The organism is Pandoraea horticolens, assembly GCF_902459555.1.
Classification (GTDB): domain Bacteria; phylum Pseudomonadota; class Gammaproteobacteria; order Burkholderiales; family Burkholderiaceae; genus Pandoraea; species Pandoraea horticolens.
This window is the reverse complement of sequence record NZ_CABPSM010000003.1, coordinates 291,587-307,313: the sequence shown is the minus strand read 5'-3', so window position 1 is coordinate 307,313 and position 15,727 is coordinate 291,587. Positions and strand designations below refer to the sequence as shown.

At 62.9% G+C, this 15,727-nt stretch carries 14 protein-coding genes; 5 read left to right on the top strand and 9 right to left on the bottom strand.

Annotated features, from left to right (window positions below):
• Positions 1-49: 49 nt before the first annotated feature.
• On the bottom strand, positions 50-1,315 hold the full coding sequence (locus PHO31112_RS08035) for an iron-containing alcohol dehydrogenase (protein ID WP_150620016.1): 1,266 nt from the start codon (positions 1,313-1,315) through the stop codon (positions 50-52).
• Positions 1,312-2,073, bottom strand: coding sequence for an alpha/beta fold hydrolase (locus tag PHO31112_RS08030; RefSeq protein WP_150620015.1), 762 nt, complete (start codon positions 2,071-2,073; stop codon positions 1,312-1,314). The genes PHO31112_RS08035 and PHO31112_RS08030 overlap by 4 nt, the downstream gene beginning before the upstream one ends.
• Before the next feature lie 181 nt (positions 2,074-2,254).
• Between PHO31112_RS08030 and PHO31112_RS08025 the strand changes: the two genes are divergently transcribed.
• Entirely contained in the window at positions 2,255-2,977 is a 723-nt protein-coding gene (locus tag PHO31112_RS08025) for a GntR family transcriptional regulator (protein ID WP_425495167.1), read from the top strand.
• A 104-nt stretch (positions 2,978-3,081) separates the two neighbouring features.
• On the opposite strand, the gene PHO31112_RS08020 is transcribed toward PHO31112_RS08025, so the two are convergent.
• Positions 3,082-4,026: a LysR family transcriptional regulator gene (locus PHO31112_RS08020; protein ID WP_150620014.1), complete on the bottom strand. Its 945-nt coding sequence runs from the start codon at positions 4,024-4,026 to the stop codon at positions 3,082-3,084.
• A gap of 337 nt (positions 4,027-4,363) precedes the next feature.
• Between PHO31112_RS08020 and PHO31112_RS08015 the strand changes: the two genes are divergently transcribed.
• Both PHO31112_RS08015 and PHO31112_RS08010 read left to right on the top strand, forming a co-directional pair.
• Positions 4,364-5,443 (top strand): sigma-54-dependent Fis family transcriptional regulator, encoded by a 1,080-nt coding sequence (locus tag PHO31112_RS08015; protein WP_150620113.1) that lies wholly within the window; start codon positions 4,364-4,366, stop codon positions 5,441-5,443.
• 830 nt (positions 5,444-6,273) lie between these two features.
• Positions 6,274-7,437, top strand: coding sequence for a porin (locus tag PHO31112_RS08010; protein WP_150620013.1), 1,164 nt, complete (start codon positions 6,274-6,276; stop codon positions 7,435-7,437).
• 105 nt (positions 7,438-7,542) lie between these two features.
• Here the strand turns inward: PHO31112_RS08010 and PHO31112_RS08005 are convergent, their stop codons facing one another.
• Complete coding sequence (locus PHO31112_RS08005; RefSeq protein ID WP_150620012.1) at positions 7,543-8,895, bottom strand: gamma-glutamyl-gamma-aminobutyrate hydrolase family protein; 1,353 nt, start codon at positions 8,893-8,895, stop codon at positions 7,543-7,545.
• Between the two features lie 353 nt (positions 8,896-9,248).
• Here PHO31112_RS08005 and PHO31112_RS08000 point away from each other — a divergent pair, with 353 nt between their 5' ends.
• Entirely contained in the window at positions 9,249-9,530 is a 282-nt protein-coding gene (locus tag PHO31112_RS08000) for a YkvA family protein (protein ID WP_010806998.1), read from the top strand.
• Between the two features lie 103 nt (positions 9,531-9,633).
• On the opposite strand, the gene PHO31112_RS07995 is transcribed toward PHO31112_RS08000, so the two are convergent.
• The 3 genes from PHO31112_RS07995 to PHO31112_RS07985 are packed head-to-tail and all read right to left on the bottom strand — an operon-like array spanning position 9,634 to position 11,861.
• On the bottom strand, positions 9,634-10,608 hold the full coding sequence (locus tag PHO31112_RS07995; RefSeq protein ID WP_150620011.1) for a quinone oxidoreductase family protein: 975 nt from the start codon (positions 10,606-10,608) through the stop codon (positions 9,634-9,636).
• Between the two features lie 40 nt (positions 10,609-10,648).
• Positions 10,649-11,062 carry a methylglyoxal synthase gene (locus PHO31112_RS07990; protein ID WP_150620010.1) on the bottom strand — a complete coding sequence of 138 codons (414 nt, stop codon included), beginning with the start codon at positions 11,060-11,062 and terminating at the stop codon, positions 10,649-10,651.
• Between the two features lie 19 nt (positions 11,063-11,081).
• Positions 11,082-11,861, bottom strand: a complete 780-nt coding sequence (locus PHO31112_RS07985; RefSeq protein WP_150620009.1) for an SDR family oxidoreductase — start codon at positions 11,859-11,861, stop codon at positions 11,082-11,084.
• Between the two features lie 227 nt (positions 11,862-12,088).
• On the opposite strand from PHO31112_RS07985, the gene upp reads away from it, so the two are divergent.
• On the top strand, positions 12,089-12,739 hold the full coding sequence (gene upp, locus PHO31112_RS07980; RefSeq protein WP_010807002.1) for a uracil phosphoribosyltransferase: 651 nt from the start codon (positions 12,089-12,091) through the stop codon (positions 12,737-12,739).
• 56 nt (positions 12,740-12,795) lie between these two features.
• On the opposite strand, the gene PHO31112_RS07975 is transcribed toward upp, so the two are convergent.
• Together PHO31112_RS07975 and PHO31112_RS07970 are read right to left on the bottom strand one after the other, a co-directional pair.
• Positions 12,796-13,716 (bottom strand): DMT family transporter, encoded by a 921-nt coding sequence (locus PHO31112_RS07975; RefSeq protein WP_150620008.1) that lies wholly within the window; start codon positions 13,714-13,716, stop codon positions 12,796-12,798.
• A gap of 118 nt (positions 13,717-13,834) precedes the next feature.
• A complete protein-coding gene (locus PHO31112_RS07970; RefSeq protein WP_246177874.1) occupies positions 13,835-15,292 on the bottom strand; it encodes a helicase HerA-like domain-containing protein in 1,458 nt (485 codons plus the stop codon).
• Between the last annotated feature and the right edge of the window lie 435 nt (positions 15,293-15,727).

The following is a 15,727-nucleotide window of genomic DNA, read 5'->3' as shown; positions in this document are numbered from 1 at the left end:
GTCTTTGCGCGGCGGCAGCGACCTGTCGAATCGATGGGAATCGCGTTGATCAGGCTGCCGGCCGTCTCTCTGTCTTCTCGTCTCGAAGACCTCCACGCCACGCGTTGTCGATGATTTCCGCGTAGCACTCTTCGATATTCCCGACCGGGAATGCTTTGGCCAACCGAGTCACGCCAAGTGAATCGATGAGCAAATCCCTCAGCGATCCCTGGGAAATGCCGAAGGCATTGAGATCAGTGGGGATGCCGAGCTTGCCGACAAGCTCGCGCAATTTGTGGGGCAACTCGCGAACGGCCCGCACTTCGTCGTCAGTCTTGATGCCGAACATTCGGGCCACTTCGAGGAGTTCGGCGTGGCGCGACTCGCGCAGCGCATCGACGACATACGGCAGGACAACCGCATTCGTGGCGCCGTGGGACTTGTGCGTCAGCGCGGCGACGCCATAAGCAATGCCATGAACCGCATTGAGTCCGGCGCTCCCATACGACATTGCCGCGTAGACGCTCGCATAGCACATGCCGACGCGCGCCTCCACGTCGTTACCATCTTCGTAACAACGAAGTAGATAGGCGGTGGCTAGCCGGATCGACTCGCGCGCAAAGATCATGGTCAGACCGCTGCGACCGCTGTAGCCGGGATCGAAGGAGCCGTTCCGATCGAATCGATCGGAGTCGAGCGTAACGAACGATTCGAGCGCGTGCGTCAGGGCGTCGATGCCGGATTCCGCCGTGACCTTGGGCGGGCATGTGAATGTGAGTTCGGGGTCGATGGCGGCGACGACCGGACGTAGCCGATTGTCCATCACGGCGGTTTTGATGCCGGTCGCCGGATCGAACAGAATGGTTCCGGGGGTGAGTTCCGCCCCCGTGCCGGCTGTCGTTGGCACAGCGATGTGGTCGATGACGGGCGCATCGCTTGCTACGCCGCCTCCGAAGTCGCGAATGGGGCGGCCCGCCGCAAGCGTGACGCACAACGCCTTGGCCAGATCGATGTTGCTGCCGCCGCCTAGCGAGACGATATGATCCGGCAACTGGCCCCCTTGGGCGATGCGCAGTTCGGCCGTCGCGCGATCGCACAGATCCGTGGTCGGGTCGGGCTGACCGCCAGCATAGACGTCCACATGCACCCCCAGGCGTTCGCACGCCGTCACGTACTCCTTCACCCAGAGTGTTTTCTCGGCAAAGAAGCTGTCGGTGACGAGCAGCCCCCGCCGGTAGCCCAGGGCTTGCAGAAGGTTGGGGAGCTTGTGGCGATAACCCAGCTCGATGATGAGCCGGGAGGGCGCACAAAAGTGGACGCAATCGTCGATCCTCATGAATTTTCCTGTTGGTCGATTAGTGGCCTTGGCTCCGCGCAGTGCGACGCCAGGAAATCTCGCATGGCGATGCCGACCTCACAGGTGTTCTCCGTCAGGATCGAGTGACGCCCGCTAGGAATCACATGCAATGATGCGCGACGGATTCCTTCGCGCATGCGATGCGCGTGATCGAGTGGGCAGTCTTCGTCGTCGCTGCCGTGGACGATGAGGGCAGGCACGCCGACATGCGCCAGATTCGACAGATGCGAGACTGGCTTTAGCGCGCTCCAGGTCCAGGCCACGACATGCGGGTCCGCTGCTCTCTTTAGCCTCAGACGTGCCTCGCGCTGCCTGATCTCGGTGAGGAGCGCAGTCTCGTCGGTCGACGCAAACCAGGCCACCTCGTTCAACTGTGCGGTGCCCGACATGAGGACAACGGCGACCGGCGGAGAATGCCGCGCCGTGCCGTCCGCCAAATGCTCCATGAGCTCGAGGATCACGGAGACACCCATGCTCCAGCCGGCCAGAACGTAGGCGCGATGGCCGACCTCTTGTTCGATGACCTCGCTGGTGACGCGCGCGAACTCGCAGGCACTGCACGCGTGTGCGGCAAGCGGGGGGCCTGCGTCGCCGCGTCCCGGCATGTTGGGCAAGATGAAACGGAACGTATCGCCGAGCGCCGTTGCAAGCGGAATCCACGAGTCGCTCGTTCCCTGAATGCCATGCAAGGCAACCACAGGGAAGCCGTCCGGCCTCCCCACCCTCGTGATGTCCATCGCCGCCCCTTCATTCCAGTAATATATTAGTTGACCAATAATAGCACATCAGTTTATTCAAACAAGCAATGTGCATACCGGGAAAGCCCGAGGTATGAGGTGTGTTGAAGACCGGGACATGTCGCCGCTATCGCCAGAAGCAGGTGATATACAATTAACATTTGCTCTGGGCATTGACCAAATGGCGACAAAGAAAGCGACCCGACGGACGGGAAAATCAGAAGCCGCGGCGCTCGATGAACGAGTGGACGTGATCCCTCGCGGCAGAATGGTCGACATGGCCTACGAGTGGATCGAAGAAGCGATAGTGACGCTGCGGCTGGCCCCGGGTTCAACAATGTCGGAGTTGCAGTTGAGCGAAATGACGGGGTTCGGCCGCACCCCGATTCGCGAAGCCATTCAGCGGCTGGCCCGGGAACATTTGATTATTGTGTTGCCACAGCGCGGCCTGCTCGTGCCCCCGATGGATGTCTCCAAGCAGTTGCGTCTGCTGGAAACGCGACGCGAGGTCGAACGACTGATTGCCAGAAGCGCGGCGAAGAAGGCCACGGCAGAGCAACGCGAACACTTCACGCGTCTGGCAAAGGAGTTCAGAAGTTCCGCCCGCAGCGGCAAGGATGTGGAGTTCATTCGTGCCGACCGCGAGTTCAACGAGTTGTGTCTTGTCGCCGCACGCAACGAATTCGCCGAAGGAGCAATGCGCCTGATGCACGGGCTATCACGCCGCTTCTGGTATTACCACTACAAAGAAGCAGCCGACCTGCCGACCATGGCGCGACTGCATGCGGAAGTCGCCGAAGCGATTGCTGCCGGCGACGTGAAACGCGCAGGTGAAGCCCTCGATGCATTGCTGGACAACATCGAAACCTTTACGCGAGCCACAGTGCTGGGCGACCGAGTGTAATCAACCGGCAGGGCCGCGGAATTTCCACCCGCGTAGCACGTTGCGGCAACGACTGCGCTTGGCCGGCTGTCACCGCTTCGCGTCAACCAGCCCTCCGGGCGCCCTCATCGCACACCGGTGTCTGGGCTGTCGGGCACCAGCCGTGCGCCCGGTGCGCGCTGCATCTCACGCCACACTGTTCTCGCGTTTTCGACGAACGTCGCGACGCACGGGTTGTGATTGTCTCGGCTCCACAGCAGCGCCACCTCCGCCACCGGCGCGTTGCGCAACGGCTTGAATACCGCGCTGCCCGACGCACTCGCACTGCTCATCGACATCGGCACCATCGCCACACCAAGGCCCTCCCCCACCAGATTGATAATCGTCTGCTGCAAGTTGGTTTCCAGCCGGATGTGCGGCGAAAATCCCACGCGACGGCAGTGGTCGACGACCAGATCGTAGACCAGCGGCGCGATCTCGCGCGGAATGCTCACGAACGACTCTTCGGCCAGTTGCGAGGCGTCGAGCACGCGCGCCTTGGCGAGCGCGTGCGTGCGCGGCAGTACCGCCACCATCTCCTCGCGAAACACTGTCGCGGTATCGAGCCCGGTGAGGTCTTCGGGGCGGTACATGATGCCAACGTCGGTCTGCCCCGCACGCACCGCTTCGGCCAGTAAGTTGGGGAGCGTTTCCGCCAGCTTCATGTCGACCCGCGAATACGCAGCGGCGTAAGTGCGCGTCAGCGCAGGCAGGATGTTGTACGCCGAGGACATCATGAAGCCCACCGTGATCGCGCCATCCTCGCCCCGGCTCGCCGCCACGGCATTGCGACGTGCCCGCTCGACCGAGTTCAGGATTTCCACGGCGTCCTGATAGAAGCGTGCGCCTGCACGCGTGAGCCGCACACTGCGGCGCGTGCGCTCGAACAGCAGCACCCCCAGTTCCGCCTCCATCAACGCAATCTGACGCGACAGCGGCGGCTGCGAGATATGCAACTGCTGGGCCGCACGGCCGAAATGCAGAGTCTCCGCGAGCACCACGAAGTACTGGAAATGACGCAGTTCGATCATTTGATACCCCACAGGTATTAATAGCGCATCAATATTGTATTGGAAGTTATTACTATGTGGTCGTATCCTGCATTGGCGGTTGGCCACCCGAGCTGGCTGCGACATAAAAAGACGTCAGGGAACGCCAGGCCACAAGCCACCGACGGCGACCTTTCGTACCAATACGAGAAGGAGACAAGTCATGCCCGCTCACCTTGCTGTAGCGCCTGCCCCCGCTCGACCTGTCGGCCACGCCAGCCCCATCGGCACGGCCAGCGCCAATACCGCATTCGCGAATATCGCAGCCCTCGCCGAACGCATCGCCCGTGTGCCGGTTGCCCCCGCCGCTGCACGCCAGATGCGCCCCGAATATCTCGCCATCGATGCCCTGTGCGGCACCGACGCCCGCATGCGCGATTTGCTCACGCGCGGCAAACGCTTCGTCGATCGCGGGCTGCCTGTGCTGATTCTCGGTGAGACGGGAACGGGCAAGGAGTTTCTGGCCAGGGCACTGCACGAGTACAGCGAACGGCGTGCGCAGGCGTTTGTCGCCATCAACACGGCATCGCTGCCTGAGCATCTCGTCGAGAGCGAGCTGTTCGGTTATCAACGCGGCGCATTCTCGGGCGCCTTGCCCGGCGGCATGAAAGGAAAATTGCAGCAGGCCGACGGCGGCACGCTTTTCCTCGATGAAATCGGCGACATGCCCCACGCACTGCAAACGCGACTGTTGCGTGTGCTTTCGGAGCGCGAAGTGACACCGCTGGGTGCGAGTCATGCGGTGCCCGTGGATGTACAACTGATCTGCGCCACCCATCAGGATCTTGCAAGCGCCGTGGCACGGGGCACGTTCCGCGAAGACCTTTACTACCGCATTGCCGTGGGCGTTCTCACATTACCCACGTTGCGCGAGCGCGACGACAAGCGCGAACTGATCGCCCGCATGCTATGCGACGAATGGCCGGGACTACACGAGGATCAGGTGCTGGCTCGCGTGTCCCCGGACGCCCTGTCGTGTCTGCTCAGGCATGCGTGGCCAGGGAATCTGCGTCAACTACGCGCAGCGCTACGCTACGCATGTGCGGTGATGAGCGGCAATCTACTGTGTACGGACGATCTGCCGCCGGAACTTGCCACGTCTTCGCATGCTTGGATGTCCGGCAACGACACGTTCATGGAGCAGCGCTCACACGACGTGAGCAATGCCGTCGTATCGGCCCCGCGTGTCCAGACCGTCGAGACGATTGCGCAAATGCCTCGTCATGACAGTGAACGCGAGCGCATTCTGCAAGCGCTCGCACAACATCGCTGGAACATTTCTGCCGCCGCACGCACGCTCGGCTTTTGCCGTGCATCGCTATATCGCAAGCTCAAGCAGTTGAGCATTCCACACGTGCGCGATTGCGGTGACGCCCTCAGCGCAGGGCACTTCGCGTAGCAAATCACGCGGACAAAAAAAAGCGCGGCCAATGAGGCCGCGCCAAGGTTTGGAGACTTTTCACTCAACGCAAAAGTCTACTTCTCGCGGAACGTAGTATAGGACGGCGTCCCGAAATCATTGTCATCATTCGACGCAATGAATTATTCGGCGACTCGCAATAGTCCGCAAAACCACGTAAATAAAGGGTTTTTCTGGGCAAACACATCTCTCGTGCTTGCCGGCATATCGGATTTCCCTCATCACGCGCGTGTAAAGTTGCTTGATGACATGCGCATGGCAGCGACCTGACGCGTGCATCGATCTCTACCTATATAGGCAGCCGGCATCGTGACGTGTCACGCCACGTCCCACATCACATCGCACACGACAACACGGCAGTGCCCTATCGTTCGATGCGTCGCCTGCGCGCACTGCACCTGCGACATGTTTTCGCATCAACGGAACCAAATTCATTCACGCGTGTCGCGCGCAAATCCAGTGCTGACAACGCTTCGCGCACGCGGTGGCATGTGCAGCACACTGTGTCCCGAGCGCAACACACATCGCTTGCATCTCTATTTCCCACCTAACCTTAATCAAGGCAATCCCTTATCAGGCAAAGCTTTCCGGCAGGTTCGACAGATTCTTTTCGTATCTGAAATAGATTCTTGCGAATTCTGAAATAGGCGCGAGTAGCGGTGACTCATACACTGCCCCCTGTCAGCAGAGCAGTGCCGATACCTGATCGGGTTCGCGAATGACAAACCGTCACCTCGACATGTTCTGTTTCGCCGCGTTCTGTTTTCACGCGAATCTGCGATTCGTGTCACGTTACTGGAGCTTAAACCATGAAAAAAACTCTTCTTGCCGCGGCCGTCGTCGGCGCGTTCTCGGTGACCGCGCATGCACAAAGCAGCGTCACGCTGTACGGCTTGATCGATGCAGGCATCGCTTACACCAGCAACTCGACGACCACGGCAGGTGCTTCGGGCTCGAAGAACTTCCGCGCAACGAGCGGCCTGGTCAACGGCAGCCGTTGGGGCCTGAAGGGCTCGGAAGATCTGGGTGGCGGTAACAAGGCCATCTTCGTGCTGGAAAACGGTTTCTCGATCGCCAACGGCACGTCGGGCCAAAACGGCCGCATGTTCGGTCGTCAAGCCTTCGTCGGCCTGCAAAACGACAAGTTCGGCGCTGTGACGATCGGCCGTCAATACGACTCGCTGGTTGATTACCTGGCTCCGCTGACCCTGAACGGTTCGTCGTTCGGCGGCACGATCGCATCGCACCCGTACGATAACGACAACACGAACAACTCGTTCCGTGTGAACAACTCGGTCAAGTACTCGAGCGCCAACTACAACGGCCTGACCTTCGGCGGCCTGTATGGCTTCTCGAACAAGGCTGGTGACTTCGCCAACAACCGTGCATTCAGCGCCGGCGTGAACTACGCAAACGGCCCGCTGACGGTGGCTGCTGCTTACTTGGAACGCCAAGGCAACCCGGGTAACAACAACACCAGCGGTGCAGTGGATACGTCGAACGGCGGTGACTCGGTGTTCAACTCGTCGAAGCAACGCGTCTGGGGTATCGGTGGTAACTACGCCTTCGGCCCGGCAACTGTCGGCCTGGTGTACACCCACACGCAAGTGCAAGGCCTGACGGGTCTGAACTACAACAGCACCGCAGTTGCTTTCGGCAACGACGGCCTGAAGTTCGACAACTTCGAAGTCAACGGTCGCTACATGCTGACCCCGGCAGTCTCGCTGTCGGCCGCGTACACGTACACGATGGCCAAGCAAGATTCGACGGACAAGAAGCCGAAGTTCCACACCGTTACGCTGCAAGCTGACTACCGTCTGTCGAAGCGCACCGATGTGTACCTGACCGGTTCGTACCAGCACATCTCCGACAACGAAGGCACGGGCCTCCAAGCCGGTGTCGGCGCTGCCGGCGGTATGTCGTCGACCAGCTCGCAAACCGTTGTGGGCACGGGTATCCGTCACCGCTTCTAATTAAAGCGGCGTGAGCACCGGCAGCAGTCTCCCGGTGCTCCTGACATAAAAAGGGCAGCCTCGCGGCTGCCCTTTTTTATGACGCCGACGCGCTGGCGGCGCAGATCAGAAGCGCGTTTCGCGCGCGGCACGCAGGAAGTTGTCGAGCACCGGCGTGCAATCGAGAAACTCCGGCCCGCCCGCGCGGTGAAACTCCGGGTGCCATTGCAGCCCCAGCACGAACGGTGCCTTGCGATAGCGAATGGCTTCGACCACGCCATCTTCCGCGCACATCGCCTCAACGCTCAGATCGCGTCCCAGCGTTCTCACCGACTGATGGTGAATCGAATTGACGATCGGCGTGTCGACCGGCCCCAACATCTGCGCGAGCGACGAGCCTTCGGGGAACGTCAGCGTGTGGCGGTTATGTTCGTACGTCTCGGTGACGTGCGGAATCGCCTCAGGCAGATCGGACGCGATGTCCTGATGCAGTGTGCCGCCAAACGCCACGTTGATGAGTTGGCAGCCCCGGCAAACGCCAAGAATCGGCTTGCCCTGCTCTACGAACTCATGCAGCAACTCAAGTTCGTACATGTCGCGCATGCGGTCGCCCTGCCATTCGTGGCGGGTCGCCACTTCCGAATAGGTGAGCGGCGACACGTCTGCCCCGCCCTGCAACACCAGTCCGTCGAGATGCTTCGCGTAATCGTGCAAACGGATGTGGCTCGGATGCAGCAAACCCTGCGTGTCGACCGTCGGAATCATGAACACCAGCACGTCGCGCGACATCACCCAGTGCGCGATCGACTCTTCGAGGTATTGCAGCGTCTTGCTGCGCAGCCCTTTCGAACCGGGCTCCGGATGGAAGATGCGCGCCGAGATGCCGATCTTCAGCGTGCGCTGTGTGATGCGCTGTCCCGCGCGGTCGTACCAGGCGCGAAATCGTGCGGACGTGATTCGGCGCAGTACCGACCACGGCGAATCTCCCGCCTGCAAATACGAGGGTTGGCCGCCCATCGACGACGGACTGCCCGGTCGCGCCGCACCGGCGCCGAACGTCGGCTGATGCGGCGGTTCGCCGCCAGCGCTGCCGACGCCGGCCGCTTTAACGTCCTCGCTCGACTTCGGTGCGGGCGCGCCGATGGGATGCCGGTCCGATGCCGCCTGTGCTGCGATCGTGTGCGCAGCGGGTGCCATTGCCTGCGCCGGTTGCGACGTCTCGGCCTGCGCGTCGGCGGACGCAGAAGCGTCGGTGGCATGCGGCGGACGTGTGAGCGTGTCGGGATTCGGCGGCATGCCGCCCGACCCTTCGGCCGTACCCGCCACAGGCTTGCCGGTCGGGCGTGGCGCTGCCTGCGTGCCGGGTTCCACGTAGTCTGACGGCGCCGGCGAGGGCGATGCAGGCGTTGCGCTCTTGCTCGTATCGGACTCGGGTTTGTTCGGCTGTTGCGGCGACTTCGGATCTTGAGCGTCGGTCATGATGGCGTTTGGAGAGCGTGGGCGAAGGGGGGGGAAAATGGATTGACCACGGCGGCTCGCGAATTATCCCGCCGCCCCGATCCTGCCGCAACCGGGAATACAGACGAATCGCCATGCGCTACGTGCCGGCGTCCGTCACATCGGGACGCGCCATGAAACCGTCTCGACTCGGCGCTGTCGAAGGTAATTGTCACGCATCGTGCGTTCGCCCCCTCCCCCGGCACGCCAAGCCATCAATGCGTACAATCAGAACACGTTGCGAGATATTCAGCAAATTTTGAGCGACGTTTGCGTTGATTAAGCGAGAATGCCCGCCATATTCGGCGGAGTATACCGGTACCAGGAGCCTGCAAGTGAAGCGTTTTCTCCGTCTGTGGCAAATCGCCCGCCACGATTTCCGTGTGCTGTGGCATGCGGCCCGCGATCCGCGCCGTCCGCGCTGGCTGCTGCCAGCCATGGCGCTGCTCGTGGTGTATCTGATCAGCCCGTTCGATCTGATTCCGGACTTCATTCCCGTGTTCGGTCTGCTCGACGATGTCATTGTGATCGGCATGGTCGTGCATTGGCTCATCAAGCGTCTGCCGGCCGATGTGCGCGAGGATGCCCGCGCGCATGTGTTCACCCAGCGGGCCTGACCGCGCGCGGCCACGTGCGGCCGTATGCAGCCATATACGACAAGGTCAGCCATGAAAAAAGGGACGCTTCGGCGTCCCTTTTCTTTTGTCCCGCACCAGTCCCTCAGGGCATGAGCAATGTCGATCCAGTGGTCTTGCGTGCCTCGAGATCGCGGTGTGCCTGGGCCACGTCGGCCAACGCGTAACGCTGATTGACCTCGATCTTCACCGCCCCCTTGGCCACCACGGCGAACAGCTCGTTCGCCATCACTTCCAGATCGGCGCGCTTGGCCGTGTAATTGAATAGTGTCGGGCGCGTGAAGAACAGCGAGCCGCGCGACACGAGGTCCGACGTATTGATCTGCGTGACGGGACCGGATGCGCTGCCGAAATTCACCATCATGCCAAGCGGACGCAGGCAGTCGAGCGAGCCGATGAACGTGTCGCGGCCGATAGAGTCGTAGACGACCGGCAAGCCTTCGCCGCCCGTGATCTCCTTCACCCGTTCGACGAAATTCTCGCGCGTGTAGACGATCGGAAAGTCGCAACCGTGCTTGCGCACGAGCGCCGCCTTCTCGTCGGAGCCGACCGTGCCGATCACCGTCGCGCCGAGCGCCTTGGCCCACTGGCACACGATAAGGCCCACACCACCGGCCGCCGCGTGAATGAGGATCGTGTCTCCCGCCTTGACCGGGTACGTGCGGCGCAGCAGGTATTGCGCTGTCATGCCTTGCAACATCATCGCTGCGGCCTGGTCGTCGCTGATGGCGTCGGGCAGACGCACCAACGGCGCGGCCGGCATCACACGGGCCTGCGCGTAGGCGCCGCACGGACGGCTCGCATACGCCACACGGTCGCCCGGCTTGACGTGCATCACGCCCTCGCCCACCGCCTCGACCACGCCGGCAGCCTCCATGCCCAGGCCGGCCGGCAGCGGCTGCGGGTACAGACCGGTGCGGAAGTACACGTCGATATAGTTCAGACCGACCGCGTTATGGCGCACGCGCGCCTCGCCCGGTCCGGGTTCTCCGACTTCGACGTCCACGTACTTCATTACTTCCGGGCCGCCATTCTGTTCGATGCGAATTGCTTTAGTCATCCTCGCTCCCTCCATTCGGGTGGTGTGCTGATTATCGGCGTCACGCTGCCGGTTGCGCTGCCAGACGTACGATCAATTGCTCGAGCAACAGACGCGCCGTTGCGCTATTGGTCGCGCACGGTACGTCGTGAACGTCGCAGGCGCGCACGAGCGCATTGATATCGGGTTCGTGCGGCTGCGGTGTCATCGGGTCGCGCAGGAACAACACCATGTCGATACGTCCCTCGGCCAGTTGCGCCCCGATTTGCAGATCGCCGCCATGGGGCCCGGAGAGCTTGCGCTCGACATCGAGACCCAACTCGGCGGCGATGCGCCCGCCCGTCGTGCCCGTCGCCACCAGGTCACACTGACGCAGCACGTCGATGTAGTCGCGCGCGAGCGCCAGAATTTCATCTTTCTTCTTGTCATGCGCGATGAGCGCAATCCGGACTTTCGGCACTGTCGAGATTGTCATTGCAGCGATCCTTGTAGCGTCAGAACGTGCCCGGATAGGCGCCGCCGTCGATCAGCACGTTCTGGCCGGTAATGTAGCCCGCCTGTGCGCTGCACAGGAACGCACATGTTGCGCCGAACTCGTCCGGCTGTCCGAAGCGACGGGCGGGAATCGCGGCGGCCCGCTTGGCACGCGCTTCGTCCAGCGTCTGCCCGCTCTTGTCGGCCCACGCCTTCATCGTGCCCGCGAGGCGATCGGTATCGAAGGCCCCCGGCAGCAGATTGTTGATAGTGACGTTGTGAGCGACGGTCGTGCGCGAGAGTCCGGCGACAAAACCGGTCAGCCCCGAACGGGCGCCGTTGGACAACCCTAGAATGTCGATGGGCGCTTTCACGGCCGACGAGGTGATGTTCACGATGCGCCCGAAGCCACGCGCGATCATGCCGTCCACGGTCGCCTTGATGAGTTCGATGGGCGTGAGCATGTTCGCGTCGAGCGCGCGAATCCAGTCGTCGCGCTGCCAGTCGCGGAAGTCGCCCGGCGGCGGCCCGCCCGCGTTAGTCACAAGGATATCGGGCTGCGCACACGCTGCGAATGCCTGCGCGCGCCCCTGCGGCGTGGTGATATCGCAGGCCACCGCCGTGACTTTCACGGCCGTCGCGGCGCGAATCTCGTTGGCAGCGGCGTTGAGTGCATCGGCGGTGCGCGCAACGATGACGACGTTCGCGCCGGCTTCGGCCAGTGCCTGGGCGCACGCGCGTCCCAGCCCTTTGCTCGCGCCGCAGACCAACGCGGTGCGGCCCTTGATTCCCAAATCCATGATCAGCCTTCAAGACAAGTGAAGCATTGGACAAATGCGGCCGTGCCGCCGACTTGCAGCGATTCTAAGGGAATCGTGCCCATGCTGCTTTGTCCCGTGCACAGCATGCACGGCACACGGAGCCCGTGGATTTACAGCAATCCATGCCGAAACCCGGAACGGCAACAGCCGCATCGGCTAAAATCGCGGCCATGCGGGCCACACCGGCCCTGCCTCAGATTGCTGCCATGAAACAAGACTCCCGCTTTCCGAATCTCTATATCTGCGATCACCCGCTGATCCAGCACAAGCTCTCGCACATGCGCGACAAGGAAACGTCGACCCGGACGTTCCGCGGCCTGCTGCGCGAAATCACCTTGCTCATGGGCTACGAGATCACGCGTGACCTGCCGCTCACGACCGAGCGCATCGAGACGCCGATGGTCGCCATGGACGCGCCCGTCATCGCAGGCAAGAAGCTCGCCATCGTGCCGGTGCTGCGCGCCGGTGTGGGCATGAGCGACGGCTTGCTCGATCTGGTGCCGTCGGCGCGCGTCGGTCACATCGGCGTGTATCGCGACGAGCAGCATCGCCCGGTCGAATATCTGGTGCGCCTGCCGGATGTGACCGATCGACGCTTCATTCTGTGCGACCCGATGGTGGCCACCGGTTATTCGGCCGTGCACGCCGTGGACGTGCTGCGCAAGCGTGGCGTGGCCGAAGAGAACATTGCGTTCCTCGCACTCGTGGCCGCACCGGAAGGGGTGAAGGTGCTGCACGACGCCCATCCCGGCGTGAAGCTGTATGTCGCGTCGCTCGACGAGCGCCTGGACGATCACGCCTACATCATTCCGGGTCTGGGCGACGCCGGCGACCGTCTGTTCGGCACCAAGAACTGACGCTCGACAGGTCATGAGGTAATGCCCCCCGGTACCGCCGGGAGGCGGCGTCTCCGTCAAGACTGGCCCTTGCGCCGCGTGGCCATCGCCACCCCGATCGCCGCCAGCAACATCCCGCCCCACGCCAGCGGCGGCATATGCTCTCCGACCATCACCCACGCCGCCAGCGCCGCCGAGGGCGGCACGAGGAAGAACAGCGCCGACACGCGCGACGCCTCGCCACGCCGGATCATCGCCAGTAGCAACGAGATCGCCACGATCGAATTCCCGATCACGAGATAGACGAGCGACAGGCCGAGTTGCCAATGCCATTCGATGTGCATCGGCTCGAGCCACGCCGCGAGCGGCAGCGTGACGGCAAAGCCCACGGCGTACTGCACCAGATTCGACGTGACAGGGTGCTGACCCACGCCGAAGCGCTTTTCGTACAACGTGCCGCAGGTGATCGCACCGAGCGCCACGAATGTCAGCACCAGTCCCAGCGCGGAGGTCGCCTCCACCGCCGAGCGCGCGACGATGACAAGCGCCGCCCCGGCCAGCCCCAACCCAAGTCCGATCCAGTTCAGGCCGCTCACGCGCTCACCGACCAGATGCGGCACCGCCAATGCCACGAGTATCGGTTGCAGCGAGGTAATCAACGCCACACTGCCCGCCGACACGCCCAGACGCAGGGCCAGATACGTCATGCTGAAGTACAGCGCCTGAATAAGCAGACCGATGACGACGAGATGCCCCCATGCGGCGGCCGTCTTCGGCAAGGGCGGGCGCATGACGACCGCCAGCGGCGCCAGCACGACGAGCACCAGACCATAGCGCAACGCGAGGAACGTGAGCGGATCGGCATACGCGAGACCGATCTTCGCCACGGTAAAGCCGACCGACCACAGAAACAGAAAGATCAGCGGTGCGGCGCGTAACCACAGCGGGTCGTGAGCCACACTGCTGCGCACCGGGTCCAGCGACGATTTCAGCGACATGCGTTAGCGGGGAATCCGTGAGGGGCAAAGGTTCCGGCGACTTGCTGCGCGGTGTAAAGCGCACCGTCGAAATCGGACTGCCGGGCCCGTTCTCTTTCGCAGGGGCAGACGGGCACGCTCACCGGCGCTTGTTGCCGCCAAGAATGCTGCCCAGCACGCCGCGCACGATCTCGCGGCCCAACTGACTGCCGATGGTGCGCACCGTGCTCTTGACCATGGCTTCGACGGCCGTGTCCTTGCTGCGCGAGCCACCTGCACCGCCCAGCAGGCCGCCGAGCGAATCCTTCACGGCATCGAGCAAACCGCCGCCGGACGCGGGCGAGCCACCGGGGACCGGCGGCTCGTCGGGCTGGCGCGTCTGCGTGCGCCCAACGAGTTTCTCGTATGCCGACTCGCGGTCCACGGCGTTTTCATACACCCCCGCCACGAGCGACGTGGCCATCAGTGCCGTGCGCTCCTGCGGCGTAATCGGGCCGATCCGCGAGGCCGGTGGCGCGACGTACGCTCGCTCGGTCACCGCCGGCCGCCCCTTTTCGTCAAGCAGCGACACCAGCGCCTCACCTACCCCGAGTTCACCGATGACCGTTTCGATGTCCAGTGCCGGATTGGCGCGCATGGTCTGCGCCGCCACCTTCACCGCCTTCTGGTCTCGCGGCGAATACGCCCGCAGAGCATGCTGCACACGATTGCCCAACTGGCCGAGCACGGTGTCCGGTACGTCGACAGGGTTCTGCGTCACGAAATACACACCCACGCCCTTCGAACGAATCAACCGCACCATCTGCTCGATCCGTTCAAGCAACGGCTTGGGCGCCTCGTTGAACAGCAAATGCGCTTCGTCGAAGAAGAAGACGAGTTTGGGCTTGTCGGGGTCGCCCACTTCCGGCAGCCGTTCGAACAGCTCGGCAAGCAGCCACAGCAGGAAAGTGGCGTAGATACGCGGTGCGGCGAGCAGCTTGTCTGCCGCGAGAATGTTGACGATGCCGCGCCCTTGCACGTCCGTTTGCATGAAGTCTTCGATATTGAGCATCGGCTCGCCGAAGAACTTGTCCGCCCCTTGTTGCTCGAGGGTGAGCAATCCGCGCTGAATGGCCCCCACCGAGGCGGCCGAGATGTTGCCGTACTGCGTGGTGAAGGTCGATGCGTTATCGCCCACGTGCTGGAGCATGGCGCGCAGATCCTTGCTGTCGAGCAGCAGAAGACCGCGGTCGTCGGCGATCTTGAAAACAAGGTTGAGCACGCCGGTCTGCGTCTCGTTCAGACCCAGCAGGCGCGAGAGCAGAAGCGGCCCGAGATCGGAGACGGTCGCACGCACCGGGTGACCCTGCTCGCCGAAAACATCCCAGAGCGTGGCCGGGCTGCCATGCCAGTCGGGGGTATCGAAGCCGAGATTGGCGATGCGCTCCTTGAGCTTGGGCGTTTCGACGCCCGGCTGCGTGATGCCGGTCAGGTCGCCCTTCACGTCGGCCAGAAACACGGGCACGCCAACGTCGGAGAAGGCTTGCGCCATGACTTGCAGCGTGACGGTCTTGCCAGTGCCCGTGGCCCCGGTAATCAGGCCGTGGCGGTTGCCCATCGCCGGCAGCAGGCCGAGAACATGCGGGTCGTTGCGCGCAATGACGAGCCGGCCGCCCGGTTCGTGAGCAGAACTCGCGGCGCCAGCGGAGGCGGAAGGGGGCGTGGATGGCGACGCTTGCGGCAGCACGGGCTTCTGGGGCATGAGAGACCTCGGCGGTGGACGCGGCGGGGCTCGTGACACGGCGCAGCAAACACCCGTGGCACGGTGCGGCGGCATGATAAAATTGCCTCCGATTATAGCGGCAGGTTGCCGCTCGGACTGCCCCGGCCCGAAATGATTGGCGGGACCGATGGAATCGACACGATCCATGGGAACCCACGGGGCGATTGGGCAATTGGCGCCCGCGACCCGGGTGGTGGCGGGCGCTCCCGTTTCAACGGTTGGCCGCGCTGCACTGCGCGGGCCGGCAGAGCATACTTCGCCGCACAGCGC

Bases quoted from the DNA above. Each gene is read 5' to 3' on its own strand.
- PHO31112_RS08035 (WP_150620016.1), bottom strand. From the start codon at position 1,315: ATGAGGATCGACGATTGCGTCCACTTTTGTGCGCCCTCCCGGCTCATC.
- PHO31112_RS08030 (WP_150620015.1), bottom strand. From the start codon at position 2,073: ATGGACATCACGAGGGTGGGGAGGCCGGACGGCTTCCCTGTGGTTGCC.
- PHO31112_RS08025 (WP_425495167.1), top strand. From the start codon at position 2,255: ATGGCGACAAAGAAAGCGACCCGACGGACGGGAAAATCAGAAGCCGCG.
- PHO31112_RS08020 (WP_150620014.1), bottom strand. From the start codon at position 4,026: ATGATCGAACTGCGTCATTTCCAGTACTTCGTGGTGCTCGCGGAGACT.
- PHO31112_RS08015 (WP_150620113.1), top strand. From the start codon at position 4,364: ATGCGCCCCGAATATCTCGCCATCGATGCCCTGTGCGGCACCGACGCC.
- PHO31112_RS08010 (WP_150620013.1), top strand. From the start codon at position 6,274: ATGAAAAAAACTCTTCTTGCCGCGGCCGTCGTCGGCGCGTTCTCGGTG.
- PHO31112_RS08005 (WP_150620012.1), bottom strand. From the start codon at position 8,895: ATGACCGACGCTCAAGATCCGAAGTCGCCGCAACAGCCGAACAAACCC.
- PHO31112_RS07995 (WP_150620011.1), bottom strand. From the start codon at position 10,608: ATGACTAAAGCAATTCGCATCGAACAGAATGGCGGCCCGGAAGTAATG.
- PHO31112_RS07990 (WP_150620010.1), bottom strand. From the start codon at position 11,062: ATGACAATCTCGACAGTGCCGAAAGTCCGGATTGCGCTCATCGCGCAT.
- PHO31112_RS07985 (WP_150620009.1), bottom strand. From the start codon at position 11,861: ATGGATTTGGGAATCAAGGGCCGCACCGCGTTGGTCTGCGGCGCGAGC.
- upp (WP_010807002.1), top strand. From the start codon at position 12,089: ATGAAACAAGACTCCCGCTTTCCGAATCTCTATATCTGCGATCACCCG.
- PHO31112_RS07975 (WP_150620008.1), bottom strand. From the start codon at position 13,716: ATGTCGCTGAAATCGTCGCTGGACCCGGTGCGCAGCAGTGTGGCTCAC.
- PHO31112_RS07970 (WP_246177874.1), bottom strand. From the start codon at position 15,292: ATGGGCAACCGCCACGGCCTGATTACCGGGGCCACGGGCACTGGCAAG.